General features: G+C 62.4%; 12 protein-coding genes. 5 read left to right on the top strand and 7 right to left on the bottom strand.

The window, feature by feature from the left end:
• From QZ079_RS04390 to QZ079_RS04370, 5 genes are all read left to right on the top strand, one after another.
• The coding region (locus QZ079_RS04390; protein ID WP_297035570.1) for a sodium ion-translocating decarboxylase subunit beta at positions 1-1073 on the top strand (1073 nt) is incomplete at its 5' end.
• Positions 1074-1085: 12 nt separating this feature from the next.
• Complete coding sequence (locus tag QZ079_RS04385) at positions 1086-1220, top strand: OadG-related small transporter subunit (RefSeq protein ID WP_297035567.1); 135 nt, start codon at positions 1086-1088, stop codon at positions 1218-1220.
• Between the two features lie 24 nt (positions 1221-1244).
• Positions 1245-2639, top strand: a complete 1395-nt coding sequence (locus QZ079_RS04380; protein ID WP_297035564.1) for an oxaloacetate decarboxylase subunit alpha — start codon at positions 1245-1247, stop codon at positions 2637-2639.
• A gap of 221 nt (positions 2640-2860) precedes the next feature.
• The gene (locus tag QZ079_RS04375; RefSeq protein ID WP_291289641.1) at positions 2861-3070 is read left to right on the top strand and encodes a helix-turn-helix transcriptional regulator; all 210 of its coding nucleotides are present in this window, start codon (positions 2861-2863) and stop codon (positions 3068-3070) included.
• Positions 3071-3141: 71 nt separating this feature from the next.
• Positions 3142-3642: a hypothetical protein gene (locus QZ079_RS04370; protein WP_291289640.1), complete on the top strand. Its 501-nt coding sequence runs from the start codon at positions 3142-3144 to the stop codon at positions 3640-3642.
• A gap of 114 nt (positions 3643-3756) precedes the next feature.
• Here the strand turns inward: QZ079_RS04370 and QZ079_RS04365 are convergent, their stop codons facing one another.
• From QZ079_RS04365 to dnaE, 7 genes are all read right to left on the bottom strand, one after another.
• Entirely contained in the window at positions 3757-5259 is a 1503-nt protein-coding gene (locus tag QZ079_RS04365) for an Mbeg1-like protein (protein ID WP_297035558.1), read from the bottom strand.
• 12 nt (positions 5260-5271) lie between these two features.
• Entirely contained in the window at positions 5272-6297 is a 1026-nt protein-coding gene (locus QZ079_RS04360; RefSeq protein ID WP_297035556.1) for a hypothetical protein, read from the bottom strand.
• Positions 6294-6584: a hypothetical protein gene (locus QZ079_RS04355; RefSeq protein WP_291289637.1), complete on the bottom strand. Its 291-nt coding sequence runs from the start codon at positions 6582-6584 to the stop codon at positions 6294-6296. The genes QZ079_RS04360 and QZ079_RS04355 overlap by 4 nt, the downstream gene beginning before the upstream one ends.
• A 17-nt stretch (positions 6585-6601) precedes the next feature.
• Complete coding sequence (locus QZ079_RS04350) at positions 6602-6877, bottom strand: hypothetical protein (RefSeq protein ID WP_291289636.1); 276 nt, start codon at positions 6875-6877, stop codon at positions 6602-6604.
• Positions 6878-6882: 5 nt separating this feature from the next.
• Positions 6883-7347, bottom strand: a complete 465-nt coding sequence (locus QZ079_RS04345) for a hypothetical protein (protein WP_297035549.1) — start codon at positions 7345-7347, stop codon at positions 6883-6885.
• 237 nt (positions 7348-7584) lie between these two features.
• Positions 7585-8382 carry a biotin--[acetyl-CoA-carboxylase] ligase gene (locus QZ079_RS04340; protein ID WP_297035547.1) on the bottom strand — a complete coding sequence of 266 codons (798 nt, stop codon included), beginning with the start codon at positions 8380-8382 and terminating at the stop codon, positions 7585-7587.
• 320 nt (positions 8383-8702) lie between these two features.
• On the bottom strand, positions 8703-12506 hold the full coding sequence (gene dnaE, locus QZ079_RS04335) for a DNA polymerase III subunit alpha (RefSeq protein ID WP_297035543.1): 3804 nt from the start codon (positions 12504-12506) through the stop codon (positions 8703-8705).
• Between the last annotated feature and the right edge of the window lie 341 nt (positions 12507-12847).

Raw genomic sequence — 12847 nt, 5'->3', positions numbered from 1 at the left:
CCGCCGAGCCCGGGCGCATCGTCATGATGCTTATCGGCTGCATCCTCATGTACCTCGGCATCAAGAAGGAGTACGAGCCCACGCTGCTCGTGCCCATGGGACTCGGCACGATCCTCGTGAACATCCCGTTCTCGGGCGTCATCGGCGAGGGCGCGCCCTTCACGGTGCTCTTCGACATGGGCATCGAGACGGAGCTCTTCCCGCTTCTGCTCTTCATCGGCATCGGCGCGATGATCGACTTCGGACCCTTGCTCTCGAGCCCGTTTCTGCTCATCTTCGGCGCGGCCGCCCAGTTCGGCATCTTCTTCGTGATCATCGTCGCGACGCTCCTCGGCTTCGACATCGCCGACGCCGCCTCGACGGGCATCATCGCCGCCGCCGACGGCCCCACGTCGATCTTCGTGGCGAACAGCCTGGGCTCGAAGTACATGGGAGCCATCATGGTCGCGGCGTACTCCTACATGGCCCTCGTGCCCATCATCCAGCCGATCGCCATCAAAGCGTGCACCACCAAGCACGAGCGCCGGATTCGCATGAGCTACAACCCGCTCGCGGTGTCCAAGACGGCCAAGATCCTCTTCCCCATCATCATCTGCATCATCGCCGGCCTCATCGCCCCGGCGTCGCTGCCGCTCGTGGGCTTCCTCATGTTCGGCAACCTGCTCCGCGAGTGCGGCGTGCTCGACAACCTGTCTAAGAGCGCGCAGAACGAGCTCGTGAACCTCATCTCGATCCTGCTCGGCCTGTGCGTCTCCGTGAAGATGGAATACAGCGACTTCCTGCAGGTCGACACCCTCATCGTCATGGCGCTCGGCCTCGTGGGCTTCGTCATGGACACGGTGGGCGGCGTCATGTTCGCCAAGATTCTCAACCTCTTCCGCAAGGAGAAGATCAACCCCATGGTGGGCGCCGCGGGCATCTCCGCCTTCCCCATGAGCTCCCGCGTGGTGCAGAAGCTCGCCACGGAGGAGGATCCGCAGAACTTCATCCTCATGCAGGCCAGCGCCGCGAACGTGGCCGGGCAGATCGCCTCGGTGGTGGCCGGCGGCCTCGTGCTCGGGCTCTTGATGTAAGGGGGTTCACGAATGTCTGAGAACCTGATCACCGCCTTCGAGCTCCTCGGCATCGGCTGGGGCGGCATCTTCGTCGTCATGATCGTCATCTACCTCGTGTCGCTCGCGCTGTCGAAGATCTTCGCGCCGCGCAACCCCGAGGCATAACGACCGCGAAAGGAGAACGACCACATGGGACGTACCGTTCGCTTCATGGAAACCATCCTGCGCGACGGCCAGCAGAGCCAGATCGCCACGCGCATGCCCATCGAGGACATGCTGCCCGTGCTTGAGGATCTGGATAGCTGCGGCCTCTACGCCCTCGAGGTGTGGGGCGGCGCGACGTTCGACTCGTGCCTGCGCTACCTGAACGAGGATCCGTGGGAGCGCCTGCGCACCATCCGCGCGCACGTGAAGGACGCCAAGCTCCAGATGCTGCTGCGCGGACAGAACCTCTTGGGCTACCACAACTATGCCGATGACGTCGTCGAGGAGTTCGTGAAGAAGTCCGTGGAGAACGGCATCGACGTGCTGCGCATCTTCGACGCGCTGAATGACACGCGCAACCTCCAGACCTCGATCCGTGCGGCGAAGGAGGCCGGCGGCGAGGTACAGGCCGCCATTTGCTACACCACGAGCGACGTGCACACGGTGCGCTATTTCACCTCGCTCGCCACGGAGATGGAGCGCGCCGGCGCGGACTCCATCGCCATCAAGGACATGGCGGGCGTACTCACGCCCGATGTGGCGTACGAGCTCGTAAGCGAGATCAAGAACGCTACGAGCCTGCCCGTGCAGGTGCATACGCACGGCACCGCAGGCATCGGCCAGATGACCTACCTCAAGGCCGTCGAGGCGGGCGCGGACATCATTGACACCTGTCTCTCGCCGCTTGCCGAGGGAACGAGCCAGCCCTGCACCGAGTCCATGGCCATCACGCTCGATGGTCTGGGATACGATACCGGCCTGGACGTCGACAAGCTCGACGCCGTCGCGAAGCACTTCGCCGGCGTGCGCGACCGCTTCCTCAAGGAGGGCGGCCTCAACCCGAAGGTGCTCGAGGTCGAGCCCAAGGCGCTCCTCTACAAGGTACCCGGCGGCATGCTGTCGAACCTCATCAGCAACCTCACCGACCTCGGAGCGATGGATCGCTACAACGAGGTGCTCGCCGAGGTTCCGCGCGTCCGCGCCGAGCTGGGCTACCCGCCGCTCGTGACGCCCCTCTCGCAGATGGTGGGTTCGCAAGCGCTCATGAACGTGCTCTCCGGCGAGCGCTACAAAGTGGTGCCGAAGGAAATCAAGGACTACGTGCACGGTATGTACGGACGCCCGCCCGTGACCATCTCCAAAGAGATCCGCCAGAAGATCATCGGCGACGACGAGGTGATCACCTGCCGTCCGGCAGACTTGCTGGAGCCGGAGCTCCCCGCAGCACGCGAGGCCATCGCGCAGTACGCCAAGAGCGAAGAGGACGTGCTTGCTTACGCGCTCTTCCCCGACCAGGCGCGCGACTTCCTCGGTCGCCGGGAAGACCCCTTCTACGACGTCCCCGTCCAAGAGGTCGAAGTCACCATCGACGTGGCGTAGATGTCCCAAAAAGGGACAGGTACATTTTGGGACATAGAGCGGCTTCGAGCAAACGCGCTCGGAGCCGCTTCGTGTTGCATAGCCGAAGGGATGTTAAAACTCTGGGGTATTTTTACATCCAATTTGCAAAGTTTGCTTGTCTTCTTCTGCAAAGTAGACTATGCTTTTCTTGCAAAGCAGGCTTTGCATCCATAGCCTAAACCCATTGGGAAAGGGGGCCTATGAGGAGCCGTATCCGTGAACTCAGGCGTGCGCAGAAGCTCAGCCAAGCCGAGCTTGCCGACGCCGTGGGCACGACGCGCCAGACCATCACCTCCATCGAGGTGGGCAAATACACGGCGTCGCTCCCACTCGCGTACAAGATCGCCCGCTATTTCGAACTCTCCATCGAAGAGGTCTTTGATTTCTCCGAAATTGACGAGGAGCTGTAACCGCCTGATCCCGTACGTCGACAACGACCTAAACATCCCTTAGAACGCTCGCCACAAGAAGGGAGTTCCCCATGAAGACCACCATTGAAGCCCTTCGTAAAGATGCTCGTAGGCGTCTCCGCCGCGAAAGCATCTCCGCAGCAGCCATCTGCATCGTACTCGTCACGGGCGGCGCACTCACCGCGACCGACAACCTGCCCGCCATCAGTGGCACCACAACCACCTCTGCATTCCTGTTGGGAGCGGTGATGGGACTATGCACCGTTGCCGCCGTGGTCACGATTAAGACCATCGTGAGTTTACGTCGCGCGCTCACCGACGACCAAACGCTCCGCCGTCTCTATGCAAAGGAGAACGACGAGTTTCAAGCTCACATGGAGCGGGAGATTGCACGGACGTTCATCCAGATCATGCCCGCGCTTGCCGTCATCGCTATCTTCGTCGGCGCACTCGTAAGCGTTGAAGCGATGGCAGCAGCAGCCGCCACGCTCGTGTTCCTCTCGGTAGCCCTGCTCGCAGTCAAGCTGTCCTACAAAATCAGCCTGGCAAGCGATACCGACGACGTGGAATAGCATGCAACATGACCCCATAAGTTTTAATACCCGAGATCTGAAAAGGTGGCGCCGAGCAAACGCACCCGGCGTCACCTTCTCACGAGTGATAATTTGGTGTCTGACACCATTTTATCATGAGGGGAAGACGGCGTTGAGCTTTGAGGCGATGACGTCGAGCTCGTCCGCACATGCCCTGAACGCAGCGCCCGCCTGGGAATCGCGCGTGCGCGCCCGTTCGAACATGGTATGCACCTGATCCACCGTAGTGCCCGCGACGTCGATAACCTTGCGCCAGTATGTTTCCATATCGCTTCGATGCGCCTCGACGTTCATCCCACCGAACAGCCCTTCGAGGCGGTACCACACATCCCACCTCGTAACATCCCAGAACGGCTCGTCGCTCACCTGCTGGGCGATGCCGGCAATCTCCGCCTCGCGCTCCTCAGAGAAGTCACGCACAGTGTTGGAACTCACGAAGTACGCGGGATGGGGATTGTCCTCACCCTGCAGAACGTGCTGGGCGCAGAGAGATCCAACAACATATGCGAAGAGCGCCCAGGTACCGCCATAGCGGGCAAGATGAGCAAGCGCCTCGTTCACGAGCGGCCAGGTCTCAAGCGCTGAGATTAAGATCGCTGTTCCACCTGGAGCATAGGCCTCCGCTTCAGAAATGATGGTAATAATATCAGTGCGTTTATCCCCAAGAAGCGCATCTGTCAGATAGCCCAAATAGGTAGACGCCACCATCATGTCTTCTTCCGAGACGTTCTCAAGCAGGTGGTCGACCAAGCTCGAGACGAGTCCGCCGAAGACCCCGCGCGCGATGTCTTCCTCAAGCAAAAGGCTCATATCGTCACCGAACAGCACCGCCATGGCATGGTTGCGAAGCGGGTTAAGCCCCAATCGTTCCGCAGGGACGTAGTACGTCGTCCCCGCAACGGAAGACAATAACGCGCTCACGTAGTCGTCCTGAGCGTTGATGGCCATGATCCTATCCCTGTTCCGTGCGATCTCCTCGGCGTAGAGGTCGAGGAAGTTGGGGCCGAACCCCTGGCCATCGAAGGCAACGCACCTATCCACGAGACCATCGAGCTGGATCGTGGCATACATGGCCTTGTTCGCTCCCTTGGAGTGGCCGCTCACGGTGATCGTCCCGCCGTAGCGCTCGCTGATGTAGCTCACATATGCCGCCGCCTCGATCTGATCTTGCGTATCCGTCTCGTACACACCCGCAAGGTTATCGGGCCACTCGCTCGAACCGGTGCCGCGAAAGACGATATAGCTATTTTCGCCCGCAATAAAGGTCACCGCAAGCGACCCGTCAGTCGTGTCATGGTAGACATCTGCGACGGTAAGCTCGCAGATGCGCTCGTTATCCTGCACCTCGTCGAGCGCGCGCTGCCATTCGTCCGCACGCGTATAGCCATCGTCCAGCTCGCTACCTGTCCCCGTGACCTCAACACCTGCGAGGAGCTCACCGAGCGGGATACCTCCCTCTTGTTCACCAACAGTCTCTACCGACCAGACCTCGTCGGACTCCCCGTTCTCTTTGACCCGATTGCTCTCTATGAGCGCGCTGCCGTCCGCGTATAGCAGCTGGTTGAGAACGGCCAGCTCCTGCTTAGTGAGTTCCATCGTTCATCCCATCTACGCCTCGCCGCGCTGCCTATCCCCTTCGTACTCGAGATTCCTCGTCGACGCCTCGATGACCCACTTCACGAGGGGGCTCTCCTCCGTCGAGGCGTATTCTGCCGCCTCGCCGTAGTCTCCCGACATCTCATGCGAGCCCTCCCAGGACGGGTTGTCGGCTATCACCACGGCGAACACGAGGTTGACGTCGTCGAAGCCGCGCGACCCCAGCGCATCGAGGGTCGCGTCGAAGGCATCCCGGTAGGCGGCCTCGTCCGGCGGCTCGGCGGGCGGGCGGCCGTCGAAGTAGACGCTCAAGTTCACGGCGTAGCACGGGGTGAGCTCCTCGATGGGGGCATCGACGTCGTACGTCCACCCGGCCTCCTCGTTGCGGCAGTTGGCCCGCACCGCGCCGTACGCCTGCTCCGCGACGCCGCACGTCTCCGCCGCGGCGCGGTAGTCCGCACGGAGCGCGTCCAGGCAGAAGCTCCTCATCTCGGGCGTGCGGGCCAAGCAGAAGTACGAATCGGAGATGGAGACTCCCTCGTAGTGCAGGTACTCCTCGAAGTGCAGGGTCGCCGTGCAGGATGACACCCCCCGGGGGTCACCCTGGATTTCGAAATCATAGCTAAGGTAAGACGGCTCGCCGGGAAAGAGAGCCACGTCGCCGTAATGCGGCCCGCCGGTAACCGTGAAGGTCGCGCCGTAGTGCTCGGCCATCCGCTCGGCGAGGAAGCATCCGGCCATCGTCCGCTCGAAGAGATGGCCGTACAGGCGCTCTGGCCAGCGCCGGGTCCTCACAAGCTCGTCATACACATGGAGCGCATCCTCTTCCCGGCAAACGACGTGCGCCACCGCGAGCTGCTCGTCGGTGATGGGGTCGTCCTTGCTCACGCCCATGGCATCCCAAATCATGACGGCGCCCCCATCGCCCTGCCCCGGCGAGCAGCCGCAGCCGACGAGCGAGACGCATGTCGCGAGCGCGCCTGCGACGACCGCGCGGCGGGAGACCGGGACGCGGGCGCTGTCGCCTCCCACGCTCATAGGGCGCCCGCCAGGGAGCGATCGGCCTCGTCGAACGTCGATGATCCCCAGTCCACGGCGGCCTCCGTCCGTCCTATGACCCCGGCGAGCGCAACGGCGACGGTCCGCAAGGAATCGGCGAGCTCGGCCATGGCCGAGCAGGCGTTCCCCTCGCTCGTGGAAAAAGAGACGCGCGCCTCGCTTGCGCAATCCTCCGCGAGCTGTCTAAGCGTCTTCAACTCTGCCTGACAGTCCTCGATGGTCGAAAAATCAACGGTAATCTCTGAGGAAAATGTGGCATTCCCCATGGCCTATCCCCTTCGCGCTAATAAATGTCTTGGTCGATATCGTCAAGGTCCTTGAGAAACTCCTGAAGGCTCGTCTCGACCCGCTCGATGACCTGGGCAGCGCTTTGGACTTCTGAGCTCACGAGGCTCCCTTTCTCCTCCAAGGGGGTGCTCATCGAGGCGCTCTTGAAACCGTTTTCCGCCAGGGCCTCCATACACGCCTCGTAGCGCTCGGCGATGGTGCCGAGCGTGATCGCGACCGTCCTGAGCTTCGAGACGCTGGTGGCGAATTCAGCTTCCGCGATGACCGCCATGTCGCTCACTCTCCCTCTGCCCTCAGCCGCGCAGCGCGCTCCTCAGCCCGCCGCTGCTCGAGTTCGAGCGCGCGGATGCACGCTTGGGCGTCCCTGATCCTTCCCTCCAAGATGCCGACGCGCCGCTTGAGTTCCTGGATCTCCTCGAGGTCGCGTTCCCGAGCCCGCGCGATCTCCGCGCGCACGCCCGCATAGCCTTCCTCGAATTGCGCCATGACCTGGGAGATATTGCGATTGAGTATCTCTGAGCAGCTTTGCACCACGCGAGCATTCGGCACCGCCTGCAGTCGGTAGACGAGCGCGCGCTTCTGCTGGACCGCGTCCTCGCGCGAGGCCAACTCGCGCACCATCGCGGCGTCGAAATCATCCAGGTCGTCGAGCGCCCGCTCGAGCTGGGCAATGCGGGCGCGCGCATCTTCAATTTGCCTGCTGTAGTCGGCGATCTGAGCCCGGTACGAAGCTATGGACATGCCCCACCCCCGCGTCGGCATGGCACTTATCCGTACCACTGTAGTCCCACGGCGGCGGGCGGGTGCGACGGATTCGGCGAAACGAGAAACCCTGACGCCAGGTTTACAGACTCTTTTCATCGCCGTGACGTTTGCGTACTCAGGAGCAGCACGCATACCGAACTAAAACATGATACGTGCGCTCTCTCTGAACGTGCCACAGCGGAGGATACCGCCACCCGGAGACTGCTCAGCCTGTCACGGCCTCATGGACACCCGCGAGGAATCGTAGGCGACTACGTCGCCGTTCGGGAGCTCCACGAGCGCGCGACCCCATACATCGACGCCCTCGAGCGTGCCGTTCTCCGAAATCTTGCCGTCGGGCGAGCTCACATGCACGCCCGTTCCCTTGTATGCCAAAAGCTCGTTGTACGCCGCTTTGATACCGGTAAGCGGCGCCGCCGAGGCACCCGCCGCCTCGATGCCCTCCGTCCAAAGCTCGATGGCGTCGAGCACCGAATCGCGAATCATCGCAGCGAGCTCGTCGAGCGGCGGTATGACGCGGTCATCGGGCAGGCAATCGGCGAGCCCCGCGATGGGAAGCGCCGCGGGATCGCGCCAGTCCATCTTGATCGCCTCGATATTGAGACCCAAGCCGAACACGACGTTCGTCTCGCCTGAGACGCGGCTCAACTCCACGAGGATGCCGCCGAGCTTTCCCCGCTCGCATACGACGTCGTTCGGCCACTTGAGCTTGATGTCGTTGCAACCAAGAGTCTCGAGCGCGTTCACCACGCCGAGGCCGCATGCGACGGGTATGCCCGGAAGCACGCGATCGGGCACGTGCGGCTTGAGGAGCACCGAGAGATAGAGGCCGCCTTCGGGGGACGTCCAGCCATGCGAGCGTCTACCGCGGCCGGCGTGCTGCAGGCGCGCGCGGAGCGCGGTGCCCTGGGGCGCACCTTCGCGAGCGCGCTTCATGAGCTCTTCGTTCGTGGAATCCACTTCATCGAGCACGATGATCGTTCCGTACTCATTCGCATGCGCCTCAGCCATGGTGCTCTCCTATACGCTCATTGTGATAGATCGTATCAACGCCGAGGGACTGCTTCGGTTAAGCCCTCGGCGATTTTGCGTATTCTACCCATCGCGTCGACATCGAACCGTCTGTGCTCGTCTCGAAACGCGCACGCAATGGCTGCTTCCGGTAAACGCGCCAGAAACGGACGTAAACGGCAGGGTTAGCTGGAGTATGCTCCGTACAGCCTCTGTATCGGCCATCTCAAAAGATTGGATGGGAGCGCGTCACGCCCACGTCCCCAACCAACCCTTACCTGTCCCAATGTCCCAAAATGCACCTGTCCCTTTTTGGGACATTAGATCACGGTGACGCGGCCGCGCTCGCCTACGAGGGCTTTCGCCTCGGCGATGAGCGGGATCGAGCGGGCGTTCACGCGCGTGGGGATCTCGGCGCGCATGGTCTGGCCGTCCGCCTGCTCCACGAAGAGCTCGACGCGGTCGCCGCCGGGATTGCTCGAAAGCAGGGCGGCCAGGCGCGCCATACTCCCCTGGCTGAAGCGAGAGCTGGGAATCATAATCTCGAAGATCTTCGGGCGATTCGTCTCCTCGTTCAGTTCGAGCGGGAGCACTTCCTGCGCGATGATCTGGTCGCCGCGGTCGCTCCGTTCGATCTTGCCATGTACGCGGATGAATGCATCGGAAAGCACCGCACCGGTCTCGGGGTCGGTCTCGCCGCGCAGGTACTGCTCGCACTCCTTGTACGTCTTGGGGAAGATGACGATCGTCGCCTCGCCTTCCATGTCCTCGAGCGTCACGATCGCCATGGGGTCGCCGTTCTTCGTCACGCGCTTGGACACAGCCGAGACCATGCCCGCGAACCAGAACTGCTTGCCCTCGGGAATCTCGACGTTCACCGTCTCGCCGTTGGCGATCTCCTGTTCCACGCCCGTATCGATCTGCGCCAGGGAGTATTCGCGCGCCTTGCTGAGCGCGTACTCGTACGGGCGCAGCGGGTGGTCGGAGACGTAGATGCCGAGCACCTCGCGCTCCGCCTGGAGCTTCATGTGGCGGTCCCACTCCTGACCGTCCGGCTCGGGCACCGTGACCTCGAAGCCGGAACCCGCGACATCGCCCAGGATATCGAAGAACGAGACCTGTCCAGTGGAACGCTCCTTCTGCCGCTTCGCCGCGGCGTCGATGATGTTCTCGGGATTCTCCTTGTCGACGAAGCCCATGAGCTGACGACGCGGATACCCGGTCGAGTCGAACGCGCCCGCCTTGATGAGCGCCTCGATGACACGGCGGTTCGCCTGGCTCGAATCGACGCGGTCGACGAAATCGTGCAGGTTCTTGAACGCTCCCCCACGCCGACGCTCGGCGATGATGGCATCGGCCACGCCTTCGCCCACGCCGCGGATGCCGGCGAGGCCGAAGCGCACGCCCTCTGCTGTCGCCGTGAACTCACGGCCGGACTCGTTCACATCGGGTGGGAGCACCGGAATGCCGTCGTGGCGACAAGCGGATACGTAGTGCGTGATCTTCTCGGTCTTGCCGGTATAGCTCGTAAGCACGGCCGCCATGTACTCATGCGGATAGTGCGCCTTGAGCCAGGCCGTCTGCATGACGAGAATCGCGTAGCCCGCCGAGTGCGATTTGTTGAACGCGTAGGACGCGAACTCGAGAACGTCGTCCCAGATGCGCTGCGCGGTCTTGCGTTCGTAGCCGTTGCGCTCCGCGCCGTTCATCCAATGGTCGTAGATGGTCTCCTCACGGCCGTCCTCCCACGGAAAGACCTGCTCGGTGAGCATCTTGATCTTCTTTTTTGCCACGGGCTTGCGGATACGACTGTCGGACTCGCCCTTGGAGAAGCCGCACATCTCGACGGAGATGTTCATAACCTGCTCCTGGTAGACCATGGTGCCATAGGTCTCGCCGAGGATATCGTCGAGGCGCGGATCGTAGGAGACGGAGGGCTCCTTGCCGTTCATGCGGTTGATGTAGCTCGTGACCATGCCGGCGCCCAGAGGGCCGGGACGATAGAGCGCGATCAGAGCGACGACGTGCTTGTATTCCGTGGGCTTCATGTTCTTGATCGTAGCGGTCATGCCGGCCGATTCGATCTGGAAGACGCCCGCCGTGTGGCCGCCCTGCATGAGCTTGAAGATCGCGGGGTCGTCGAAGGGAATCTTGTCCACATCGATGTCGACGCCGTGGTTCGCCTTGATGTTCGCGCGCGCCTTCGAGATGACCGTAAGCGTGCGCAAGCCCAGGAAGTCCATCTTGAGCAGGCCCATGTCGGCGACCGTATGGCCTTCGTACTGGGTGATCTCCACGCCGCCCTTAGTATCGAGCTTGGTGGGCACGTGCTCGTTCACCGGGTCGCGGCAGATGAGCACCGCGCAGGCATGCACACCCTCGCCACGCGTGAGGCCCTCGATGGCGAGCGCCGCGTCGATGATGCAGTGCGCGTCGGCATCCTTGGCGTACGCCTCGGCGAAATCGGGGTTGTAGTTCTCTTCTTTGCCTTCCACGCGCGTAAGCACCTGCTTGAGCTTCACGAACGGGTCGCTCGAGATCATCTTCGACAGGCGCTGTCCCACATAGACGGGGTAGTCGAGCACGCGCGCGGCATCGTTGATCGCCTGCTTAGCCTTGATGGTCGAGTAGGTGATGACGTGCGTGACCTTTTCGGGGCCGTAGAGCTGGCGGACGTGCTCGATTACCTCGAGCCGCCGCTCATCGTCGAAGTCCATATCGATATCGGGCATCTCGGTACGCTCGGGTGAGAGGAATCGCTCGAACATGAGGCCGTTCTCGAGCGGATCGAAGGTCGTGATGTCCATGGCGTATGCGACGATGGCGCCCGCGGCGGGGCCACGACCCGGTCCCACGCCGATGCCGTTCTGCTTCGCCCAACGCACGTATTCGGCGACGATGAGGAAGTAGGCGGCGAAGCCCTTGTCGCAGATGACCTTGTATTCGAACTCGAAGCGCTCCTTGACGGAAATGCCATTGATGACCTTCGTCTCCCAATCCTCGCCGTAGCGCTTGGCAAGGCCTTCCTCGCATTCGCGGCGGAACTGGCTCTCATGCGTCTCGCCGGGATCGAGCAGCGGGTAGCGAGGCAGGATGATCTTGCCCCATTCGAGCTCCATGTCGCACTTATCGGCGATCTCGAGCGTGTTGTCGCACGCCTCAGGGCAGTACGGGAAGAGCGCGCGCATCTCTTCCTCGGACTTCATGTAGAACTCGGTACCGGTCATGCGCATGCGGTTGGGATCGTCCACCTTGGAGTTCATGCCGATACACATCATGATGTCCTGCACCGGGGCATCCTCGCGCGTGAGGTAGTGGAAATCGTTCGTCGCGATGACCTTGACGCCCACTTGGCGGGCGATCTCGATGAGCTGACGGTTGATCTGTTCCTCGGTGTTACCGTTTTCGGTCGTGATGCCGTGGTCTTGGATCTCGATGTAGAAGTTCCCGGGCTCGAACAGGTCACGGAAGGTCTCCGCCCAGCGAAGCGCCTCTGCGGGGTTGCCGCGGTCGAGGTTCTTCATAACGATGCCCGAAAGGCAGGCCGAGGTGGCGATGAGCCCCTCGCTATGGCGCCGGAGGTTATCGAGGGTCACGCGCGGACGATAGTAGAAGCCTTCGACCGCCGCCTCGGAGACCGTCTGCATGAGGTTCACGTAGCCGGTCTCATTCGTGGCGATGAGGATCATGTGGTAGAGGTCGGGCTTGCGGTCGCGAGCGAGCGTATCGTCCGGGGTGAAGTAGACCTCGCAGCCGAAGATGGGCTTGATCACATAGGGCTTCACCGCGTCGAGCGAGCCCGTGGCCTCCCATGCCTCGAGGTCGCGCGCGTGCTGCGCAGCCCCGCGGGGATCCTCCTCGGGATCGGGCGCGTCGAGTGAAGCAGGTCCGGCGCCCGCCTCGAGCGCCGCCTTATCGCTCTTCCAAACCTTGCGCTCGGGCGATTTGAGGTTGTAGGCGTCGCAGGCGAGACCGAGCTCCGGGATGCCGTACATGAATCCATGATCCGTGAGCGCCACGGCGGGCATGCCGAGCTCGACCGCGCGTGCGACCATATCGGATACGCGCGTGGCTCCATCGAGCATGGAGTACTCTGAGTGGTTGTGCAGGTGGACGAAGGCCATAGGTGCATCTCCTCACTTGATATGCTAAGACGACGTACATGCTAGATGCGGAAACGGCGCGCCTGGTATGGTTCGGGTGCGTCGGCCATCCGATTCCGGAACCAGATTCTACCGCACCGGCCGGACATGTTTTTCCTCGCGCACGCCTGCGCCGAAGCACCACAGCTTGTTCGGTCCGGGCGCGGGCGGGATGGGGGCGGAGGCGGGTATATCATCCCGTGCTCAGACAACGCTGCGCGAACTGCGCGCGGGACGATATACCCGCCTCCGCCCACACCCCGTACGTAGCGCCCATGCGCAAACCACATCCCTTAGACCGCACCGGGACGATACTGCCGGGG

The sequence above is a fragment of the uncultured Enorma sp. genome, assembly GCA_905210055.1.
Lineage (GTDB): Bacteria > Actinomycetota > Coriobacteriia > Coriobacteriales > Coriobacteriaceae > Enorma.
The sequence above is the reverse complement of the archived record's forward strand: the minus strand, read 5'-3'. Positions and strand labels throughout refer to the sequence as shown.